22 protein-coding genes and 1 pseudogene are annotated in these 20,660 nt (G+C 68.2%); 9 read left to right on the top strand and 14 right to left on the bottom strand.

The window, feature by feature from the left end:
- Nucleotides 1-2 precede the first annotated feature (2 nt).
- From DID98_RS26255 to DID98_RS26240, 4 genes are all read left to right on the top strand, one after another.
- Nucleotides 3-1,001: a 2-hydroxyacid dehydrogenase gene (locus DID98_RS26255; RefSeq protein ID WP_124522820.1), complete on the top strand. Its 999-nt coding sequence runs from the start codon at nucleotides 3-5 to the stop codon at nucleotides 999-1,001.
- Between the two features lie 154 nt (nucleotides 1,002-1,155).
- Nucleotides 1,156-1,917 carry a 5,6-dimethylbenzimidazole synthase gene (gene bluB, locus DID98_RS26250; protein WP_124571662.1) on the top strand — a complete coding sequence of 254 codons (762 nt, stop codon included), beginning with the start codon at nucleotides 1,156-1,158 and terminating at the stop codon, nucleotides 1,915-1,917.
- 321 nt (nucleotides 1,918-2,238) lie between these two features.
- Nucleotides 2,239-3,408, top strand: a complete 1,170-nt coding sequence (locus DID98_RS26245) for an MFS transporter (RefSeq protein ID WP_124551394.1) — start codon at nucleotides 2,239-2,241, stop codon at nucleotides 3,406-3,408.
- Nucleotides 3,409-3,533: 125 nt separating this feature from the next.
- Nucleotides 3,534-4,694 carry an MFS transporter gene (locus DID98_RS26240; protein ID WP_124571661.1) on the top strand — a complete coding sequence of 387 codons (1,161 nt, stop codon included), beginning with the start codon at nucleotides 3,534-3,536 and terminating at the stop codon, nucleotides 4,692-4,694.
- Between the two features lie 231 nt (nucleotides 4,695-4,925).
- Here DID98_RS26240 and fahA read toward each other — a convergent pair whose 3' ends face one another.
- The 5 genes from fahA to DID98_RS26215 are packed head-to-tail and all read right to left on the bottom strand — an operon-like array spanning nucleotide 4,926 to nucleotide 10,883.
- A complete protein-coding gene (gene fahA / locus DID98_RS26235) occupies nucleotides 4,926-6,230 on the bottom strand; it encodes a fumarylacetoacetase (protein WP_124488714.1) in 1,305 nt (434 codons plus the stop codon).
- Nucleotides 6,227-7,561: a homogentisate 1,2-dioxygenase gene (gene hmgA, locus DID98_RS26230; RefSeq protein ID WP_124571660.1), complete on the bottom strand. Its 1,335-nt coding sequence runs from the start codon at nucleotides 7,559-7,561 to the stop codon at nucleotides 6,227-6,229. Before hmgA ends, fahA begins: the two co-directional genes overlap by 4 nt.
- Nucleotides 7,562-7,576: 15 nt before the next feature.
- On the bottom strand, nucleotides 7,577-8,938 hold the full coding sequence (locus DID98_RS26225) for an MFS transporter (RefSeq protein ID WP_124571659.1): 1,362 nt from the start codon (nucleotides 8,936-8,938) through the stop codon (nucleotides 7,577-7,579).
- The gene (locus DID98_RS26220) at nucleotides 8,935-9,165 is read right to left on the bottom strand and encodes a DUF2783 domain-containing protein (RefSeq protein ID WP_044844106.1); all 231 of its coding nucleotides are present in this window, start codon (nucleotides 9,163-9,165) and stop codon (nucleotides 8,935-8,937) included. Before DID98_RS26220 ends, DID98_RS26225 begins: the two co-directional genes overlap by 4 nt.
- A gap of 29 nt (nucleotides 9,166-9,194) precedes the next feature.
- Entirely contained in the window at nucleotides 9,195-10,883 is a 1,689-nt protein-coding gene (locus tag DID98_RS26215; protein WP_124571658.1) for an FAD-dependent oxidoreductase, read from the bottom strand.
- 380 nt (nucleotides 10,884-11,263) lie between these two features.
- On the opposite strand from DID98_RS26215, the gene DID98_RS26205 reads away from it, so the two are divergent.
- Nucleotides 11,264-12,067, top strand: coding sequence for an EAL domain-containing protein (locus DID98_RS26205; protein ID WP_044844104.1), 804 nt, complete (start codon nucleotides 11,264-11,266; stop codon nucleotides 12,065-12,067).
- Between the two features lie 144 nt (nucleotides 12,068-12,211).
- On the opposite strand, the gene DID98_RS26200 is transcribed toward DID98_RS26205, so the two are convergent.
- Entirely contained in the window at nucleotides 12,212-13,003 is a 792-nt protein-coding gene (locus DID98_RS26200; protein WP_044844103.1) for an IclR family transcriptional regulator, read from the bottom strand.
- Between the two features lie 123 nt (nucleotides 13,004-13,126).
- On the opposite strand from DID98_RS26200, the gene DID98_RS26195 reads away from it, so the two are divergent.
- Entirely contained in the window at nucleotides 13,127-14,314 is a 1,188-nt protein-coding gene (locus tag DID98_RS26195) for an acyl-CoA dehydrogenase (RefSeq protein ID WP_044844102.1), read from the top strand.
- Between the two features lie 138 nt (nucleotides 14,315-14,452).
- Here DID98_RS26195 and DID98_RS26190 read toward each other — a convergent pair whose 3' ends face one another.
- The gene (locus DID98_RS26190; RefSeq protein ID WP_034182833.1) at nucleotides 14,453-15,091 is read right to left on the bottom strand and encodes a peroxiredoxin; all 639 of its coding nucleotides are present in this window, start codon (nucleotides 15,089-15,091) and stop codon (nucleotides 14,453-14,455) included.
- 319 nt (nucleotides 15,092-15,410) lie between these two features.
- On the opposite strand from DID98_RS26190, the gene DID98_RS26185 reads away from it, so the two are divergent.
- The 3 genes from DID98_RS26185 (at nucleotide 15,411) to DID98_RS26175 (ending at nucleotide 16,714) form a co-directional block, all read left to right on the top strand.
- A complete protein-coding gene (locus DID98_RS26185; protein ID WP_044844101.1) occupies nucleotides 15,411-15,713 on the top strand; it encodes a YqjD family protein in 303 nt (100 codons plus the stop codon).
- 124 nt (nucleotides 15,714-15,837) lie between these two features.
- Nucleotides 15,838-16,227 carry a phage holin family protein gene (locus DID98_RS26180; RefSeq protein ID WP_044844100.1) on the top strand — a complete coding sequence of 130 codons (390 nt, stop codon included), beginning with the start codon at nucleotides 15,838-15,840 and terminating at the stop codon, nucleotides 16,225-16,227.
- A gap of 43 nt (nucleotides 16,228-16,270) precedes the next feature.
- Nucleotides 16,271-16,714 (top strand): DUF3318 domain-containing protein, encoded by a 444-nt coding sequence (locus DID98_RS26175; protein ID WP_124571657.1) that lies wholly within the window; start codon nucleotides 16,271-16,273, stop codon nucleotides 16,712-16,714.
- A 79-nt stretch (nucleotides 16,715-16,793) separates the two neighbouring features.
- Here DID98_RS26175 and DID98_RS26170 read toward each other — a convergent pair whose 3' ends face one another.
- The 7 genes and pseudogenes from DID98_RS26170 to glyA form a co-directional block, all read right to left on the bottom strand.
- Complete coding sequence (locus tag DID98_RS26170; protein WP_124571656.1) at nucleotides 16,794-17,246, bottom strand: type IV pilin protein; 453 nt, start codon at nucleotides 17,244-17,246, stop codon at nucleotides 16,794-16,796.
- The gene (locus DID98_RS26165) at nucleotides 17,243-17,791 is read right to left on the bottom strand and encodes a pilus assembly protein (protein WP_124488706.1); all 549 of its coding nucleotides are present in this window, start codon (nucleotides 17,789-17,791) and stop codon (nucleotides 17,243-17,245) included. Before DID98_RS26165 ends, DID98_RS26170 begins: the two co-directional genes overlap by 4 nt.
- 106 nt (nucleotides 17,792-17,897) lie before the next feature.
- Nucleotides 17,898-18,737, bottom strand: coding sequence for a PilW family protein (locus DID98_RS26160; protein WP_124571655.1), 840 nt, complete (start codon nucleotides 18,735-18,737; stop codon nucleotides 17,898-17,900).
- On the bottom strand, nucleotides 18,721-19,143 hold the full coding sequence (locus DID98_RS26155; protein WP_044844097.1) for a hypothetical protein: 423 nt from the start codon (nucleotides 19,141-19,143) through the stop codon (nucleotides 18,721-18,723). Before DID98_RS26155 ends, DID98_RS26160 begins: the two co-directional genes overlap by 17 nt.
- Entirely contained in the window at nucleotides 19,140-19,697 is a 558-nt protein-coding gene (locus DID98_RS26150; protein ID WP_124571654.1) for a GspH/FimT family pseudopilin, read from the bottom strand. The genes DID98_RS26155 and DID98_RS26150 overlap by 4 nt, the downstream gene beginning before the upstream one ends.
- 153 nt (nucleotides 19,698-19,850) lie before the next feature.
- Complete coding sequence (gene nrdR, locus DID98_RS26145; protein WP_006760615.1) at nucleotides 19,851-20,330, bottom strand: transcriptional regulator NrdR; 480 nt, start codon at nucleotides 20,328-20,330, stop codon at nucleotides 19,851-19,853.
- 6 nt (nucleotides 20,331-20,336) lie between these two features.
- Nucleotides 20,337-20,660 (bottom strand): annotated as a pseudogene (gene glyA, locus DID98_RS26140) (serine hydroxymethyltransferase); the annotation flags it as partial.

The raw sequence follows: 20,660 nt of genomic DNA, 5'->3' as shown, positions 1-20,660 counted from the left end.
GCGTGCGCGTGATCCTGTTCAGCAGCCGGCAGTACGACGACGAATCGTTCACCGCCGCCAATCGGTCATTCGGTTATCGGCTGCACTTCCAGCCGTCGCACCTCGACGCGGAAACCGCGATCCTCGCGCACGGCTATGAGGTCGTCTGCCCGTTCGTCAACGACACCGTCGACGCGGCCGTGCTCGAACGGCTCGCCGACGGCGGCACGCGCCTGATCGCGCTGCGCTCGGCCGGCTTCAACCATGTCGACCTGGCGGCCGCCGAGCGGCTCGGCATCGCGGTCGTGCGGGTGCCCGCGTATTCGCCGCATGCGGTCGCCGAACACGCGGTCGCGCTGATCCTCGCGCTCAACCGCCGGCTGCCGCGCGCGGTGGCACGCACGCGCGAAGGCGACTTCTCGCTGAACGGCCTGCTCGGCTTCGACCTGCACGGCAAGACCGTCGGCGTGATCGGCACGGGCCTGATCGGCCGCGTGTTCGCGAAGATCATGATGGGCTTCGGGATGCATGTGCTCGCACACTCGATGCCGCCGTACGACGAGGAGCTGATCGCGTACGGCGCGCGCTACGTCGAGCTGGACGAACTGCTGCACCATGCCGACATCATCAGCCTGCACTGCCCGCTGCTGCCGTCGACGCACCATCTGATCAACGCGCAGACGCTCGCGCGGATGAAGCACGGCGCGATGCTGATCAATACCGGCCGCGGCGGCCTGGTCGATGCGCCGGCGCTGATCGACGCGCTCAAGAGCGGCCAGCTCGGCCATCTCGGGCTCGACGTGTACGAGGAGGAAAGCGGCCTCTTCTTCGAAGATCACTCCGACCTGCCGCTGCAGGACGACGTGCTCGCGCGCCTGCTGACGTTCCCGAACGTGATCGTCACGTCGCACCAGGCGTTCTTCACGCGCGAGGCGCTCGCCGAGATCGCGCACACGACGCTGCTGAACATCGAGGCGTGGCACGCCGGCACGCCGACCAACGTCGTCACGACGGGGCGCTGAGGCGCGTCGTTCCGCACGGCGGTGGCGCAGCGTTGGCGCGGCGCCTGAGCGCGCGCGATCCATCAACGATTCGTCAATTTATTTCGACTGATGTAACGCCGCGCGCGCGGCGTCTGCTATCGTTGCGCCGACCTCCCCCCTGCTTCTGCCGCTCATGCGTTTCGACGACTCCGCCATTGCCGCGGTCTACCGCGCCATCTTCGAACGGCGCGACATGCGCCACTTCACGCCGGCGCCCGTCGATCCGGCCACGCTCGCGCGGTTGCTGCGCGCCGCGCATCACGCGCCAAGCGTCGGCTTCATGCAGCCGTGGCGCTTCATCCGCATCACCGATCCCGCGCTGCGCACCGCGATCCATGCGCTGGTCGAGGCCGAGCGCCGCGCAACCGCCGACGCGCTCGGCGAGCGGCAGGACGAATTCATGCGGCTGAAGGTCGAAGGCGTGCGCGAATGCGGCGAACTGCTGGTCGTCGCGCTGACCGACGACCGCGAGCGCCACGTGTTCGGCCGCCGCACGCTGCCGGAGATGGACCTCGCGTCGGCCGCCTGCGCGATCCAGAACATGTGGCTCGCCGCGCGCGCCGAAGGGCTCGGGATGGGCTGGGTGTCGCTGTTCGATGTCGACGCGCTGCGCACGTTGCTCGGCATGCCGGCCGGCGCGAAGCCGATCGCCGTGCTGTGCGTCGGGCACGTCGACGCGTTCTATGCGAAGCCGATGCTCGAGGAAGAGCGGTGGGCCGCGCGGATGCCGATCGAGGCGTGCCTGTTCGAAAACGGCTGGGATGCGTCGGCGGCCGGGGTCGCCGATGGCAACGCAGCATCCGGCGCGACCGGCGGATCATCGCCGTCGCCCGAGGTTGCCGCAGCGGACGACCGCTCCGGCTCGACACCCGCCGGCGCCCTGTCCGACCGCTGACGGGATGCACGAGGCGCGGAACGGCCGCTTCGCCGGTCTTGCTCCGACCCGATATTACGCCTCCCGTCGCTCTCGCTCTCGCTCTCGCTCTCGCCCTTGCCTTGCCTTGGCCGAGCGCCGAGCACTGAGCACTGAGCACCGCCAAATCCCACACTTTGGGCGCACCTTGGCCGTCACCCGTCGCACGCCGGCAACAACCATTTTGACCCCGAGCATAGGGGTTTTCACTGAAGTAGAATCGCGGCTGACATCTCCTCGCCTCGCCCCTTCCGCGCATGCCGCGCCGATCTCGGGCCGCGGCCTTTTCCGTAGCCCACCGCGATGCCATTACCTCTTTTCGCCCTTGCCGTCGCCGCATTTGGAATCGGTACCACCGAGTTCGTGATCATGGGGCTGCTGCCCAACGTCGCCCGCGACCTCGGCGTATCGATCCCGGCCGCCGGGATGCTCGTGTCGGGCTACGCGCTCGGCGTGACGATCGGCGCGCCAATCCTCGCGATCGTCACCGCGAAGATGCCGCGCAAGCGCGCGCTGATGGGCCTGATCGGGCTGTTCATCGCGGGCAACCTGTTCTGCGCGATCGCGCCCGGCTATGCGGTGCTGATGGCCGCGCGGGTCGTCACGGCGTTCTGCCACGGCGCGTTCTTCGGGATCGGCTCGGTGGTCGCGAGCAACCTCGTCGCGCCGAACCGCCGCGCGCAGGCGATCGCGCTGATGTTCACCGGCCTCACGCTCGCGAACGTGCTCGGCGTGCCGCTCGGCACCGCGCTCGGCCAGGCGTACGGCTGGCGCGCGACGTTCTGGGCCGTCACCGGCATCGGCATCGCCGCGGCCGCCGCGCTCGCGGTGTGTCTGCCGAAGCACCTCGCGATGCCCGACACCAGCATCACGCGCGAATTCAGCGTGCTGAAGCACCCGCAGGTGCTGATGGTGCTCGGCATCAGCGTGCTCGCGTCGGCGAGCCTGTTCAGCGTGTTCACGTACATCACGCCGATCCTCGAGGACGTGACGGGCTTCTCGCCGCGCCAGGTCACCTACGTGCTGCTGCTGTTCGGTCTCGGCCTGACCGTCGGCGGCACGCTCGGCGGCAAGCTCGCCGACTGGCGCCGGATGCCGTCGCTGATCGCGACGCTCGCGCTGATCGGCATCGTCCTCGCGCTGTTCGCGGGCACGATGCACCTGCCGTTCGCGGCACTCGCGACGATCTTCGTCTGGGGCATCCTCGCGTTCGCGATCGTGCCGCCGCTGCAGATCCTGATCGTCGATCGCGCGAGCGACGCGCCGAACCTCGCGTCGACGCTGAACCAGGGCGCGTTCAACCTCGGCAACGCGACGGGCGCCTGGCTCGGCGGGATGGCGATCGGATCCGGCGTGTCGCTCGTGAACCTGCCGTGGGTCGGTGCAGCGATGGCGGTCGCCGCACTCGCGCTCACGCTGTGGTCGGCGTCGCTCGAACGCCGCCCGGTGAGCGGGCCGACCGGATACGTATGACGCGTGCGCGGCGGCACGGCGCGCGTCCGCGCCCGCGCGCCGCCGCGATCGTTGCGCACGCAACCCCATTCGATCCTGACGGCCTTCATGGACCTTTCAGGGGCCACGGTGTAGCATCGCGGCCGATGAAAGCCATTCTCAATCGTGATTTCCTCGCGCTGATCCTCAGCGTCGCGGTGGTCGGTCTCGGCACCGGCGCCACGATGCCGCTCACCGCGCTCGCCTTGACCGAAGCCGGACACGGCACCAACGTCGTCGGCATGCTGACGGCCGCGCAGGCCCTGGGCGGTCTCGCGATCGTCCCGTTCGTCACCGCACTCGCACGGCGCATCGGCGCGCGCCGCGCGATCGTCGTGTCGGTCGTGCTGCTCGCCGCGGCCACCGCGCTGATGCAGTTCACGTCGAACCTGATCGTGTGGGGTGCGCTGCGCGTGCTGTGCGGCGCGGCGCTGATGCTGCTGTTCACGATCGGCGAGGCATGGGTCAACCAGCTCGCCGACGACTCGACACGCGGCCGCGTGGTCGCGATCTACGCGACCAATTTCACGCTGTTCCAGATGACGGGCCCGGTGCTCGTCAGCCAGATCGCCGGCGCGACGCGCATCCGCTTCGCGCTGTGCGGCGCGCTGTTCCTGCTCGCGCTGCCGGCGCTCGCGACGATCCGGCGCGCGCCGCTCGCCGGCGACGACGCACATCACGCAGCGCACGACAGCTGGTTCGCCGTACTGCCGCGCATGCCCGCGCTGATCATCGGCACGGGCTTCTTCGCGCTGTTCGATACGCTCGCGCTGTCGCTGCTGCCGCTCTATGCGATGGATCACGGCGTTGCGAGCGCGACCGCCGTGCTGCTCGCGTCGATCATGCTGTTCGGCGACACCGCGATGCAGTTCCCGATCGGCTGGCTCGCGGACAAGCTCGGCCGCGAACGCGTGCACCTCGGCGCCGGCTGGATCGTGCTCGCAGGCCTGCCGCTGCTGCCGTTCGTGATCGCGAACCCGTGGCTATGCTGGCCGCTGCTGTTCGTGCTGGGCGCGGCGGCCGGCAGCATCTACACGCTGTCGCTCGTCGCGTGCGGCGAACGCTTTCGCGGCGCGGCGCTCGTCACCGCGAGCTCGCTCGTGTCGGCGTCGTGGAGCGCCGCGAGCTTCGGCGGTCCGCTGGTCGCCGGCGCGTTGATGGAGCAACTCGGCAGCAACGCGCTGATCGGCGTGCTGGTCGTCTGCGTCGCCGCGTTCGTCGCGGCAGCGCTGTGGGAACGACGCGCCGCGTTGCAGCGCGCGGTCTGACGTTGGCGTTGGCGTTGGCGTTTATGCTGACGCCGATGCCGATGCCGATGCCGATGCCGACGCTAACGCTGGCGCCGACTCAGACACCCTGACACTGAAACGCGTGCGCAGCATCACCCACCAGCACGCATCGACGCACACGCGCGCCCCGCCGACAAAACGAAAACGGCCCACTTAATGCGGGCCGCCCTGTCCTTCCGGACTACGCGCTACGTGTCGCGCCGCGATCCGTCACGCGCCCCGCGCGGGAAGGATCTTGCCGGCACAGGTGCCGAAGCCGACGCGATAACCATCGCCCTGGCACCACCCGGCGAGCGTGAGCTCGTCGCCGTCCTCGATGAACGCGCGGCTGCCGCCGCCGTTCAGCGCGAGCGGCTCCTTGCCGTTCCACGTCAGTTCGAGCAGGCTGCCGAACGAATCCTTCGTCGGCCCGCTGATCGTGCCCGAACCCATCAGGTCGCCCACGCGCGTGTTGCAGCCTGCGACCGTGTGATGCGCGAGCTGCTGCGCCATCGTCCAGTACATGTGCCTGAAGTTGGTGCGGCAGATCGACGTCGCTTCGGGCGCACCTTCGGCGCGCAGCGTCACTTCGAGCGCGATGTCGAATGCATGCTTGCCCGCGTGCCGCAGATACGCGAGCGGCTGCGGCGACTGTTCGGGCTGCGCGACGCGAAACGGTTCGAGCGCGTCGAGCGTGACGATCCAGGGCGAGATCGTCGTCGCGAAGCCCTTCGAGTTGAACGGGCCGAGCGGCACGTATTCCCACTGCTGGATGTCGCGCGCGCTCCAGTCGTTCAGCAGCACCATCCCGAAGATGTGCGCTTCGGCATCCTCGCACGCGATCGGCTCGCCGAGCGCATTGCCGCGGCCGACGATGAAGCCCGTCTCCAGTTCGATGTCGAGCTTGCGGCACGCGCCGAACACCGGACGCTCCTGGTCGGGCAGCTTCAGCTGCCCATTCGGGCGCCGCACCGGCGTGCCGCTCACGACCACCGACGACGCACGGCCGTTGTAGCCGATCGGCATCTCCGACCAGTTCGGCAGCAGCGCATTCTTCGGATCGCGAAACATCGAGCCGACGTTGGTCGCATGCTCCTTCGACGAATAGAAATCGGTGTAGCCGGGAATGTCGACCGGCAGGTGCAGCGTCGCATCGCGCTGTGCGACGAGCGCTTGCGCGCGCAACGCAGCGTCATCGCGCAGTCGCGCGTCGTCGCGCGAAAACAGCGTCGACAGTTGCACACGCACGCTGCGCCACGCATCGCGGCCGAGCGCGATGAACGCATTGAGCGTCGGCGCGGCGAACACGTCGGCGCCGGCCGGCAGCGTCACGAGGCCCGCACGCGCGAGCGCGGCGAGGTCGACGATCTGGTCGCCGAGCGCGACGCCCGCGCGGCGCGCCGGTTGCTTCGCATCGCTGAAGATCCCGAACGGCAGGTTCTGGATCGGGAAATCGCAGGCGGGATCGTTCGCCGTCTCGACCCAGCTCTTGCGAGCCGGGTCGAGCGTCGCGCGCCAGTCTTGGGTATCGCTCATCGTTGCTCCGGATTGAAGTGTTTCCTGATGCCTTGCCAGCATTCGAAGTAGTCGGCCTGCAGCTGCGCGGTGTCGAGCGCATAGCGCGTCGGCCGGATCAGCGTGCGGGTTTCGAACATGAACGCCATCGTCGCGTCGACCTTGTGCGGCTTCGTCGTGTCGCTCGCCGACGCCTTCTCGAACGTGTCCGCGTCCGGCCCGTGGCCCGACATGCAGTTGTGCAGGCTCGCGCCACCCGGCACGAAGCCTTCGGCCTTCGCGTCGTACGCGCCGTGCACGAGCCCCATGAACTCGCTCGCGACGTTGCGGTGGAACCAGGGCGGGCGGAACGTATCCTCGGCCGCGAGCCAGCGCGGCGGGAAGATCACGAAGTCGATCGTGTCGACGCCCGGCGTGTCGCTGGGCGACTGCAGCACGAGAAAGATCGACGGATCGGGATGGTCGAAGCTGATCGAGCCGATCGTGTTGAACAGGCGCAGGTCGTATTTGTACGGCGCGTAGTTGCCGTGCCACGCGACGACGTCGAACGGCGAATGGCCGATGTCCGCGCGCCACAGGCGCCCGTTCAGCTTCGCGACCAGCTCGAACGCGCCCTCGCGATCCTCGTACGCGGCCTGCGGCGTGAGGAAATCGCGCGGGTTCGCGAGGCCGTTCGAACCGATGGGGCCGAGGTCCGGCAGGCGCAGCAGCGCGCCGAAGTTCTCGCAGATGTAGCCGCGCGCATCGCCGTCCGGCAGCGCGACGGAAAAACGCACGCCGCGCGGAATCACCGCGATCTCGAACGGCTCGACGTCGAGCCGGCCGAATTCGGTCGCGATGAAGAGCCGCCCCTGCTGCGGCACGATCAGCAGCTCGCCGTCGGCGCTGTAGAAAAAGCGGTCCTGCATCGAGCGGTTCGCCGCGTACAGGTGGATCGCACAGCCGTTCATCGCGGCCGCCGAGCCGTTGCCGGCCATCGTCACGAACCCTTCGACGAAATCGGTCGGCTCGACCGGCATCGGCAGCGGATCCCAGCGCAGCTGGTTCGGCGGCGTCGGCGGCACGTCGGCCGAATCGCCGAATTCCGACACGAGCCACTGCGGGCCCGTGAACGGCTCGAACGGCCGGTGCACGGCCGCCGGCCGGATCCGGTACAGCCACGAGCGGCGGTTGTGGCTGCGCGGTGCGGTAAACGCGGTGCCCGACAGCTGCTCCGCATACAGCCCGTACGGCGCGCGCTGCGGCGAGTTGCGGCCGTGCGGCAGCGCGCCGGGCAGCGCCTCGGTCGCGAATTCGTTCGCGAATCCGCTCAGGTAGCCGGCGGTCGCCGGTTTCGACAGGTCAAGCGTCATCGTTTCCTTTCTCCATCAATTCAAGGCGGCGTTCGGCGCCTGCGCCCCGCTGCGCCGCGTGACGCCGGCCAGGCCCAGCACGAACAGCGCCGAGCACAGCACGGGCACCGCGGCCGCATGGAACAGCGCGCCGTTGGTCCAGTTGAGCGCAATCAGTTGTCCGCCGACGAGCGGCCCGAGCACCGAGCCGATCCGGCCGATGCCGAGGCTCCAGCCGATGCCGGTCGAGCGCAGCGACGTCGGGTAATACTGGCCCGCGAGCGCGTTCACGGCCGGCTGCCCGCCGACCACGCAGAACCCGCCGGCGAACACGACGAGCAGCAGCCACGGCAGCGCATGCGCGACCGAGCCGATCAGCCCCACCGACACGGCCGCGCATGCGAAGCACGCGAACAGCACGCGCACGAAGCCGTAGCGTTCGATGAACCAGCCGAGCGACAGCGTGCCGATCACGCCGCCCGTCTGCAGCACCGTGCCGACGATCACCGCCGTGCCCGGCGAATAGCCCGCGTCGCGCATCACCGTCGGCAGCCAGTTCGACAGGAAGTACAGGTCGATCAGGTTCATGAAGCTGATTGCCCACAGCAGCAGCGTGACCGGCAGGCGGCCATGACGGAACAGCTCGGCGACCGGCGCGCCGCTCGCCGCGCGCTCGCGCACGACGAGGCGCGTGGTCGCGTCGATGCCGGCCTGCGGCGCGAAGCGCGCGAGCCAGGCGCGTGCCTGCGCGTCGCGCCCTTTCAGCACCAGGAACTGCAGCGATTCGGGCAGCCGCGCGAACATCGCGAGCGTCAGCACCAGCGGCACCGCGCCGCCGACGAAGAACACCGAGCGCCAGCCGAGCGCCGGAATCAGCGCGGCGCTGATGAAGCCGCCGAGCGCGGCGCCGAGCGTGAAGCCGCACGACACGATCATCATCCGCTTCACGCGATGGGCGGCCGGGCTGAACTCGCCGACCAGCGCCATCGCGTTCGGCATGATGCAGCCGAGGCCGAGGCCCGTGACGAAGCGCAGCGCCATCAGCACCGGGATCGAACCCGCGAACGGCGTCGCGAGCATCGTCACCGCGAAGAACAGCGTCGAGCCGATCAGCACCGGGCGCCGCCCGATCCGGTCGGCCAGCACCGACAACCCGAGCGCGCCGAGCAGCATCCCGAACAGGCTCGCGCTGAACACGGGCCCGAGCGCCTGCTTCGGCACGCCCCATTCGGCGATCACGCTCGGCGCGACATACCCCATCGCCTGCGCATCGAAGCCGTCGATCACGAGACACAGCCCGCACAACACGAGCAGCATCCAGTGAAAGCCCGGGCGATGCGTGTCGTCGATCACGCGCTCGACTTCGAGCACGCGCGCGTCGGCCGGCGCCGCGCTCATTGCGCCGCCTCGGCGGCCGGATGCACGGGCGGCGTCACGCCCTGGCGCGCGAGCGCCATCGCTTCGCGCAGCACGTCGGCGTCGCCGATCTGGTTCGCGAGCAGCAGGATCAGCTTCGCGTTGACGAGCTGGCTGTCGGCGTCCGACAGGTCGCGATGCATGTCGATCAGCGCTTCGTAGAACGCGTCCGGATCGGCCAGGCGCGGGCGGGTGTCGAGTCGGGGCATGACGGGTGTCTCCGGTATCGTTGTCGTAGTCAATGCGCGGTTGCGCGTGCGCAGGTCGCGCGCGCCAGTGCGTCGGCGATCGCCTGGCGCTCGAGCGTGCGCATCCGTGCACAGACGTGCTGGTCGGGACGCAGCAGGTAGAACGTGCCGGGCTTCGCGTCGTAGCGTTGCGCGACGAAACCGTCGACGTCCTCCACGACGTCGACGCCGGCCACCGGTTGCGCATGCCCGGCCGGCACGACCAGCACCGGCCGCACCGGCAGCGCGAGGCCGTCGAGCGCCTGCGCGAGCGCGGCGGCGTCGCCCGGCAGCCCGAACAGCATGCCCGCGAAGCCGTCGCCCAGATGCCGCAGCAGCCAGCCGGACGCACCCTGCGCGCGCACCGGCGCATCGGCCGCCGCCGCGCCCGGCCGCATCGCGCACGCGAACGCGTCGCCGTTGCGGTCCGGCGTGTTCAGCGGCGAATCGGTCAGCACGGCAGGCACCGACAGGCGGCCGCTGTTCACGAGCTTGCGCGCGAATTCGCAGTCGCGCGCTAGCTTCAGCGTCGCGTCGCGGAACACGCGCGACACCGCGCTCTTCGGCGTGATGAAATCGGTCGAGCGCGTCGAATTGCGGATGTTCTCGTCGGCCGCGAACTCGCGCTCGCTCGCGTAGGTGTCGAGCAGGCGGTCGTGCGCGCGGCCGTCGAGCACGAGCTTCAGCTTCCACGCGAGGTTGTCCGCGTCCTGCACGCCGCTGTTCGCGCCGCGCGCACCGAACGGCGACACGCCGTGCGCGGAATCGCCCGCGAACAGCACGCGGCCATGACGGAACGTGTCCATCCGCTGGCAGCGGAACGTATAGACGCTCACCCATTCGAGCTCGAACTCGACGTCCGGCCCGAGCAGCGCGCGCACGCGCGGGATCACGCGTTCCGGCTGCTTCTCGGCGACCGGATCGGCGTCCCAGCCGAGCTGGAAGTCGATGCGCCACACGTTGTCGGGCTGGCGGTGCAGCAGCACCGACTGGTTGCGATGGAACGGCGGATCGAACCAGAACCAGCGTTCGGTCGGGAATTCCGCCTTCATCTTCACGTCGGCGATCAGGAAGCGGTCCTTGAACGTGCGGCCGCGGCTCTCGAGGCCCATCGCCGCGCGCATCGGGCTGCGCGAGCCGTCGGCCGCGATCACGTATTGCGCGCGCAGCGTCTCGATCCCTTCCGGCGTCTCGACGGTGAGCGTCGCGTGTTCCGCCGATTGCGCGACACCCGTCACCTTGTGCTTCCAGCGAATGTCGAGGTTGGGCAGCGCGAACGCGCGCTCGGCCAGATAGCCTTCGACGTAGTACTGCTGCAGGTTGATGAACGCGGGACGCGCGTGGCCTTCCTCCGGCAGCAGGTCGAACGCATACAGCTGTTCGTCCTGCAGGAACACCTTGCCTACATGCCAGCTCACGCCCTTGTCGACGAAGCGCTCGCCGCAGCCGAGCCGGTCGAAGATCTCGAGCGTGCGCTTCGCGAAGCAGATCGCGCGCGAGCCCGTCGACAGCGTGTCGTCGTCGTCGAGCAGCACGACCGGCACACCCTGCTGCGCCAGGTCGATCGCGGCCGACAGGCCCACCGGGCCCGCGCCGACGACGATCACCGGGTGGAGGGTCGCGTCATCGCCGGCGGCGCGCGTCGCGCGCGGCCGGTAGTCGAACTTCAGCGTCTGGTAATCGATGCTCATGGTCGCCATCCGCTCCTCAACCCTGCCGTGCGCATGCCGGCGCGCGCAGCGTCGTTCCGCTCAGGCCCGTTGCCCGCCGCCGCCGCGGCCCGCCCTGTTCCGTCCACTTCCTGTCAACCGCCACGTCTCGCTCCTTGCTTCCTGTTGATCCGATTCGGGAAACGGCACCGCTGCGGGCGCCCGAACGCCGCTTTTCTTGATCGGCGACACATTCTTGGATTTACGAATAGTAAAACCAATTACGAATAGTGAAATCAACGTAAACCCTAGCCGCCGGTTTCGGAACGGGATAACCATATGAGCGAAACGCCAAGCCGAGCCGGGCTCGCGCTGCTAATATCGAGAGATGAGGCGGCCCTTTCGGCCGCCATTTTTTCCTTCCCACGCCGATGATTCCGCCCAACATTCCCGAGCTGGTCGTCCGTGCCGGGCAACTGCCGTATCTGCGGGAACACCTTGCGCTCGCCGAGGGCGGCACCGCGTGCGCCAATCTGCCGGAGCGCACGCTCGCGAGCGCCTATGAACCGATCTACGACGTGACGATGCCCGGCGCGCCGCAGTCGACGTCGTTCGCGGACGCGATCGAGCGCTACGGCGACGAACTCGGCTTCCAGGCCGTCACGCTGGTCACGGGCACGCCGCACGACCCGGTCGATTCGGCCGTCGACGACCAGACGCTCGTCGCGATCGACCGGCTGTCGCGCGCGCTGCACGCGATCAACTTCTTCGGCGCGCAACGTCACGGGCTGCTGTTCCTGCGCGTGCACGAACGGCTGCTCAAGAGCGTGAAGTACGACCACGGCAAGCATTTCTCGTCGGTGCTGCAGCGCTTCGGGCTGCCGACCGAGCGGATCGTGATCGAGCTGCCGGCCGTCGCGGTCGCGCACAAGACCTTCCTCGGCTACCTGACGCGTAGCTACCAGCATCACGGCTTCAAGGTCGCCGACAAGCTGCCCGACCCGGGCCGGATCCTCGCGGTCGAATCGGAGATGGCGCGGCCCGACTACATCAAGATGGATGCGGGCATCGCGCTGCGCGACGGGATGGTGAAGGCGCTGGTCGCGTATGCGCAGCGCGTGCGGATTCCGCTGATTTTCGACGGCGTCGTCGACGAGACGCAGTGCGAGCTGCTGCGCCAGCACGACGTGCGGTTCATGCAGGGGCCGGTGTTCGCGAAGGTCGTCACGGCCTGATTGGCGGTGTGGCTGCCGGCGCGCGGGGAGCGCCGCGCAGGATCGTGGATTCGATTCAGCGAGTGGGTAGCGGTGAGGATCGGGATGTCGGCGCGCCCGCTCGCGTGCTCGGGCGCCCCGGCGACACGCCGCGCAGGGCCTGTTTCAGACCGTCTGCCCGAGCCGCTGCGCGAGCGCCTTCAGCTTCGGCCCGACCTGCGTGCGGAACACGTCCTCGTCCATCGACGACGCAGGCCCGCTGCAGCTCAGGATCAGCCAGCGCCCCTCGCGCGGCTCGCGAAACGGCACGGCCGCCGCGTTCACGTCCATGTGCCACGCGCGGAACGAATAACAGCATCCGCCCGCGGAGAATTCGGCCACCGCGTCCTGGGCTGCCGCGACGAGTGCATCCGCATCGGCCGCGCCGCCCGCCGCCCGGTGCAGATCCGCGTAGAGCGCGCGGCGCACGTCCTCCGGCTGCACGGCCAGGTACGCGCGCCCCATCGAGCTCGTCAGCATCGACAGCCGCGAGCCGGGCGCCAGCCCGAGCGTCAGCGCCGTTTCGCTGCGGATCGTCTCCAGATAGATCATGTCGAGCCCGTCCCGGCAGCCGAGCGACACGGCCGCGCCGATCTCGCGCGCGAGCGCCTGCATGTGCGGCCGCGCGAGATCGAGGGTGCCCGAGCCGGACAGCAGCGCGTAGCCGAGCGACAGCACGCCGGCGTCGAGCGCATACTTTCCGAGCGTCTCGTCGTAGCGCAGGTAGCCGAGCACGGTCAGCGTGTACGCGAGCCGGTTCACCGTCGCCTTCGGCAGCCCGGTGCGCTCCGCGAAGTCGCGATTGCCGAGCATCGTCTCGCCGGGCCGGAAGGCGCGCAGCAGGTCGAGCCCGCGCGCGAGCGCAACGACAAACTTGCGTTCGTCGATCGTGGTTTCGTCGATGGTTGAAAGCGTCATCTGATGCTACACTGGGTTCGTTTTGCAAAACATTGTTCCGCACAGCGGAACCTGAGTCAAGCGAACTTTAGACATCGGGCCAGGCGGCGAAGCGCCAACCCGGGGCCGACAGGAGATGAAACGATGGCTGCTGCAACCTTTCATTGGGACGATCCGCTGCTGCTCGACCAGCAACTGACCGAAGAAGAGCGGATGGTGCGCGATGCCGCGCACGCGTACGCGCGGGACAAGCTCGCGCCGCGCGTGACCGAAGCGTTCCGCCACGAGCGCACCGACGCCGAGATCTTCCGCGAGATGGGCGAGATCGGCCTGCTCGGCCCGACGATTCCTGAAGAATACGGCGGCCCCGGTCTCAATTACGTGAGCTACGGGCTGATCGCGCGCGAAGTCGAGCGCGTCGACTCCGGCTACCGCTCGATGATGTCCGTGCAGTCGTCGCTCGTGATGGTGCCGATTCACGAATTCGGCTCGGACGCGCAGAAGCAGAAATACCTGCCGAAGCTCGCGAGCGGCGAATGGATCGGCTGCTTCGGGCTGACCGAGCCGAACCACGGCTCCGACCCGGGCAGCATGGTCACGCGCGCGAAGAAGGTGCCCGGCGGCTATTCGCTGTCCGGCGCGAAGATGTGGATCACCAACTCGCCGATCGCCGACGTGTTCGTCGTGTGGGCGAAACTGGAAGAAAACGGCAAGGACGCAATCCGCGGCTTCATTCTCGAGAAGGGCTGGAAGGGACTGTCGGCGCCGGCGATCCACGGCAAGGTCGGGCTGCGTGCGTCGATCACCGGCGAGATCGTCCTCGACGAAGTGTTCGTGCCCGAAGAGAACCTGATGCCCGACGTGAGCGGCCTGCGCGGCCCGTTCACGTGCCTGAACTCGGCGCGCTACGGGATCGCCTGGGGCGCGCTCGGCGCAGCCGAGTCCTGCTGGCACACCGCGCGCCAGTACGTGCTCGACCGCAAGCAGTTCGGCCGCCCGCTCGCCGCGAACCAGCTGATCCAGAAGAAGCTCGCCGACATGCAGACCGAAATCACGCTCGGCCTGCAAGGCGTGCTGCGTCTCGGCCGGATGAAGGACGAAGGCACGGCGGCCGTCGAGATCACGTCGATCATGAAGCGCAACTCGTGCGGCAAGGCACTCGACATCGCGCGGCTCGCGCGCGACATGCTCGGCGGCAACGGCATCTCGGACGAATTCGGCGTCGCGCGCCACCTCGTGAACCTCGAAGTGGTGAATACGTACGAAGGCACGCACGACATCCATGCGCTGATCCTCGGCCGCGCCCAGACGGGCATCCAGGCATTCTTCTGATCATTCTGATGCGCGGCGCGGCGCCCTTCGCGCCGCATCGTCGCCGCTGAAACGACACGGCCCGCCCGGCATCGCTGCCGGGCGGGCCGTTTTCATCGACGCGCGTTCGTCACGCGCCGCCGATGCGGCAGCCGCTCCTTACTTGTTCGGCTGCGGCGTGAGGCGCAGGTACGGCCGCACGGCGTTGAAACCCTTCGGGAAGCGTTTCTTCAGCTCTTCCGGATCCTGCAGCGACGGCACGATCACGACGTCGTCGCCGTCCTTCCAGTTGCCGGGCGTCGCGACCTTGTAATTGTCGGTCAGCTGCAGCGAGTCGATCACGCGCAACACTTCGTCGAAGTTACGGCCGGTGCTGGCCGGATAGGTGATGGTGAGCCGCACCTTCTTGTTCGGGTCGATCACGAACAGCGAGCGCACCGTCAGCGTTTCGTTCGCGTTCGGGTGGATCATGTCGTACAGCTGCGAAACCTTGCGGTCCGCGTCGGCGATGATCGGGAAACCGACCACGGTCGACTGCGTTTCGTTGATGTCGTTGATCCAGCCCTTGTGCGATTCGACGCCGTCGACCGACAGCGCGATCACCTTCACGTTGCGTTTCTCGAATTCGCCCTTCAGCTTCGAGGTCAGCCCGAGTTCAGTCGTGCACACCGGCGTGTAATCGGCCGGGTGCGAGAACAGGACACCCCAGCTGTCGCCCAGCCACTCGTGAAACTTGATGGGGCCCAGGCTCGATTCCTGCTCGAAATCCGGTGCGATGTCGCCAAGACGCAGACTCATGATGTTCCCTCCTCGAACGATGCTGGTTGAAACCGCGCGCTGGATGGCGCGGGACAGTCCATCAGCTTACGGGAAGCAATGAGACATGCGAACGATTATTACGTTTGATATTCATACTTTTTTGTCATTTTTGCCGGGTGGCGGCGCGGCACGAATGGCGCCCAGGGAAACTTTTCGTATCGTCTGAAGCTCTGTTGACGATTACGAGTCGTTTACCATGCAGTCTTGCACTGCCGCCGTTTATTTGTCCCGGCTCGCCAGCGGGCAGGCGTTTCGCTAGGATGTGAACCTGCAGCATGACAGCATGAAGGGAGTTGCAATGTCGGAAATCAACAAGGAGAAACTGATGTCGGATATCAAAACCGTTCTCGCGGACGCCGAGGATCTGCTTAAGCAAGCGGCGAGCAGCACGGGCGACCGTGCGGCCGAACTGCGCGAAAAAGCCCTGTCGCGCCTGAAGCAGGCCAAGGAAAAGGCAACCGACGTCCAGGTCGTGGTGGTCGAGAAAGGCAAGAAGGCCGCGCGCGCGACCGACGACTACGTGCACGAGCATCCGTGGACGTCGATCGGCGTCGCCGCCGGCGTCGGTGTGCTGATCGGCCTGCTGATCAACCGCAAGTAACGCGCTCGGCGCCGTTCCGCCCCATGCGCCGCCCGGTGCGGCACATGGGCGCCGAAGCCGGCCGGCGGTTCGCCGCCGGCCAGCTTTGACCTAGACGCTCACTGCGCGCGCAAGCGCCTTATTCATGACGACAGACACCCACTCGCAGCCGTCCGGCCAGGGACCGTTGCGCCGCTTCGTCGGCTCCGCGATCGGCCTGCTGCAGACGCGCCTCGAACTGGTCGGCATCGAACTCGCCGAGGAGAAGGAACGCCTGATGGGCGTGCTGTTCCTCGGGCTCGCGGCCATGATGCTCGCGACGATGGCGCTCATCAGCCTGACCGTGCTCGTCACGATCGCGTTCTGGGACACCTACCGGTGGCAATCGCTCGCGGTCATCACCGCGCTGTACGCGATCGCCGGTATCGCATGTGCGCTGAAGGCGCGCACGGGCCTGCGCGAGGCGCCGACCGTGTTCGAAGCAACGCTCGCCGAGCTCGAGAAAGACCGCGAGGCTTTCCGCGGCAAGCCGTGAACGCAGTCGCGTTCACCCCTCTCACCTACTTCGCCGACGCGCCATGAGCCAGAACGTCACGGGCCACTCGCCCCGCCCCCATTCGTCGCGATCGAAGTGGAGCGCGTCGCAGCATCGCGCGCTCCGCAAGGAATTGCTGATCCTGCGATCCGAGGTCGAGCGGCTCGAGCTTGCCGAAGCCGCCGCCGAAATGCGCCACGCCGTCACGCGCTTCAGTTGGCTCAAGGTGTTCATCCCCGGCCTGTCGAGCGGCAAGTTGAGCCAGTCCGCCAAGAACCTGAACGCGAACCTCGGCCAGCTCGTCAATCAGTATCCGATGCTGAGTTCGCTCGCGTCGCTCGTGCTGGCGAAACCCATTCGATCGCTGCTGCGCGCGAGCGCGGGCCCCGCGCTGAAGTGGGGCACCGTCGGCTTCGCCGCGTGGGAGTTCTACCGGATCTGGAAACAGTCGCGCGATGAACGCGCAATGGCCGCGAGCGACGACTGATACGCAACGACGGGCGTGCACGGCCATCCGGCGGTGCGCGTTTTTCCGTGCGTGATCGGACGATCGGGTAATCGGGCGATCAGCGCACGCCCCAGCATGTCCGCTCCAGTGTCTCGGACGCTGCGTCGCTCGATCCCGTATTGCCTTTCGTGCCGTCCGAACGCAGCGTGAATGCGCCGCATGCATCGGCGCGCATCGGGCCTGCCTCGAGCGGGTTCGCAACGAGTTCGTAGACGACCTGCGCATCGTCGCCGACCGATCGTTTCAGCCCCACGCGGTAAATCGCCTGCCCGTCCGGCGGTGCCTGTGCGTATGCGTCCGGCAACGTCTGCGGCGCCGGGCCGTCGAGCGTTTCGAGATATTGAGCGGCGCGATACAGCGCGGCGACCGCGGACGCGCGATGCATGCGCGCGACATGTTCGCGATATGACGGGACGCCCCACGCGGCCAGCACGGCGACGATCGCAAGCACGATCATCAGTTCGAGCAACGTGAACGCCGCCAACCGGCGCAGCAATCCAGGCGCTTTCATCGATGCACCGCCGCGACGCGACGCCAGCGCTGCGCCACGATGCGTCCGTCGCGCAGCGCGACCTGGCTCTGCAGCCAGACCACGCTCGACGCATGGCCACCGACACCACGCGCGGTGACGAGGTAAGCGCGACTCCCTTGCGGACCGACGCCTCGCCAGGCTTCGATCAGGCAACGCGGCGGCTGGGCCGCCATCGGCCAGGAGGCGAACGGCGCGAATGCATCGTCGACGCCCAGCGCGGGCGTACGCCGCCATGCATCCGGCTCGCCGGGTGATAGCGGTTCGTCCATGTACGGCGCCCCGCCGCGGAGCAATCGCGCGGTACAGGCTGCCAGTGCTGCGTCGGCCGCGTGAAATGCAATCAACCGGTCCGACAATGCACGCGTGCGGCGCGATTCCGTCAGCGCGGATTCGAACCATGTACCGGTCAGCGCGGCGACCGCCGCGCCGACAGCGATCACGGCAGGCAGTGCAAGGCCCGCGTCGCGACGCCAGCCGCGGCTGGCGGATGGAAAGCGTGCGCGCGTCGTTCTTCCGCTCAGCATGAGGCCCTCACCGCTTGCCGTGAGTCGAAGAAAGCAACGATGCGCCCCCTTGCGCGGACGGCCGCGATTCGCATCGCAAGCTCGCCGACGAATCCGGTTGCATGGATCATCGCGCTACCTCGTGGTCCTGCGCCGCGTCACGGACGGGATCCGCGAAGGCGACCGCGGCATTGCGCAACGCGACGATTCGATGCAGCACCAGATGCGCGCGATCATCCCGCGAAACGGCCGTGCGGCCGTCGCAATCGACATGACGCGCGGGCCCGTCAATCGGTTCGCCACGCGCCCGCACGCATACATGCACGGCGACGACATCGTGCCAGTCGCCTGCACCCATCGCCTCCGCGTCGACGAACCGCGCGCCTTCGCGACGCAGGTAACGGACCCGCAACTGATCGATGCCGGACACGACGGGCTGCGGCGTACCCGGGCGCCCGCTTCCCTCGCAGTACAACTCGGGCTCGCCGGTCGACGGGCTGACATGCGCGTCGAAACGGTTTTCCACGAGCGGCCGCTCACCGGGAGCGCCGACACCCTGCCCGAGACAATCCGACACCTGTGCACCGACCGTCGGCCACGTCGACACGGCATCGCCGACATACCGAACCAGCACCGCATCCGACGCTGCGCGCACGGCTTCGCAGCGCACCTGCGCGCCATCGCCTCGCACGCGCCCCGCGGAACAACCGAACACCGGCGGCAGCGATGACGCCCCTTCGACATCGAGCGGACGAAACCCGGCCATCTGGATCTGCTGGCCGATCAGCATCAGCGCGGTCGCGGCCGCATCGCGCATCCGGAACCCGTCTTCCGCGCGCCGCTGCGCGATGCGCTGGGCGTGGTACAGCGCACCGGCCGCGGCAAGCACGAGCAGGCCGACGGTCATCGCGATCAGCACTTCGAGCAGCGTATGCGCGCGGCTGCGGCGATCAGCGTTCGTCCGCATCGGCATGGGCCTCCCGAAACGGTATCCGCACGCACGACGCCGGCTTGACCGTAGCGCCCGCACCTTCACATCGCGTGGAAGTCGCCGCGTAGGCGTTGGTGTCGCGCCAGCCGACCACCACGTAGCGGACACCGGCCGGCCCATCGTCGAGCGTCATCGTGCCGCCGGGCAGCGATGCAGCCGCGAGCGCCGCGATGCCGTCGTCGGCGCCCGTCGCCGCGCGCCGGCGCTCGATGCGAGCGTCGGCCAGCCACAGCGCGCGTTCACGCCAGATCGTCGCCCGCTGCGTGCGCGTCATCGCGAGCTGACTGCCGGCCACGGCCAGCATCACGGTTGCGAGCAACGCGATGGCCAGCACCGCTTCGAGCAGCGACGTGCCGCGCATCGACTTGCGTGCGCACGTCATGCCGCGTCGCAACGACCGGCGACGACGCGTGCCCGACCGCCCGCCGCGATCCGGATGCAGCGCGATACGCGTGCGTCATCGCCGGGCAGCGCACGCTGCGGACGCAATTCGAAACGCCGGATCCCGCCGATCACCTGGCCTGCCGACGGCGCAAATGCCAGATCGTGCGCCGCGCCCGCGATAGCGACGTCGGCATCGCGCGGATAGCGCCGCAGCACGCGCGACTGCCCGTCGAACTGCCCGCTGACGATCCAGCCGCACGACCATTCCGCCGGATGGCACCGCTCGCCGGGCCGCACGCAGTCGCCATCGCGCCCGGCCCTGCACAGCGTGACACGCACGCCGAGACGCGTCGCCTCGGTGCGCGCGAACGACAGCGCACCAAGCAGCGCGAGCGCGCGGGCCTCCACGCGTTCGCGCATGCGCCACTGATCGAATGCGGGTGCGGCGTAAAGTCCGATCGCGGCTGCCAGCGCGATCGCGACCATCAACTCGACGAGCGTGAAGCCGCCGCATCGCATGCATTTTTCAACACCCTGCCGGTGCAGTCCCATCGCGATCGCCCTCCGTCAACGTGATGCGTCGACTGTAGCGACGCGAGCGAACGCGCGCCATTGGCCGAACGGCCGACTGGCGACATGCGATCGCAGCCGACACAATCGGCGCGAACTGAACCCACGGAGAAGACGATGAACGGACGCAGCGCGTCAGCGCTTACGCGGAGGCTTGGAGGGGGACGCGCGACGGAACTCTTCGATCACGTCGGCAAATTCGGAAACGTCCTCGAACCGGCGGTAAACCGACGCGAAACGGACATAGGCGATCGTATCGAGACCGCGCAGCTCGTTCATCACGAGCTCGCCGAGCTTCTCGCTACGCACTTCACGCTCGCCGGTTGCGAGCAGCTGATATTCGATGCGGGCAACCGCCGCGTCGATCGCGTCAGCCGCAACCGGCCGCTTGCGCAGCGCGAGTTGCATGCTGGCGACGATCTTGCGACGGTCGAATTCCGTGCGGCTGCCGTCCTTCTTCACGACGGCCGGCAGGTTCAGCTCGACCCGTTCGTACGTCGTGAAGCGCTTGTCGCAAGCCGAGCAACGACGGCGCCGACGAATCGCGGCGCCATCTTCGGACACGCGCGAGTCGACGACCTGCGTGTCCTCATGCCGGCAGAACGGGCAGCGCATGCCGGATCAGCGATAGACCGGGAAACGCTTGGTCAGCTCGGCCACTTGCGCGCGCACGCGCTCGATCGTCGCTGCATCTTCCGGGTTCTCGAGCACGTCGGCGATCAGGTTGCCGACCTGCTCGGCTTCCGCCGTGCCGAAGCCGCGCGTCGTCATCGCCGGCGAGCCCAGGCGGATGCCGCTCGTCACGAACGGCTTCTCCGGATCGTTCGGGATCGCGTTCTTGTTCACCGTGATGTGCGCCGCGCCGAGCGCCGCTTCCGCTGCCTTGCCCGTGATGTTCTTCGCGCGCAGGTCCACCAGCATCACGTGGCTTTCGGTGCGCCCCGA

This window comes from Burkholderia sp. Bp8984, from assembly GCF_003853755.1.
Classification (GTDB): Bacteria; Pseudomonadota; Gammaproteobacteria; order Burkholderiales; family Burkholderiaceae; genus Burkholderia.
This window is presented reverse-complemented; position numbering and strand designations above follow the sequence as displayed.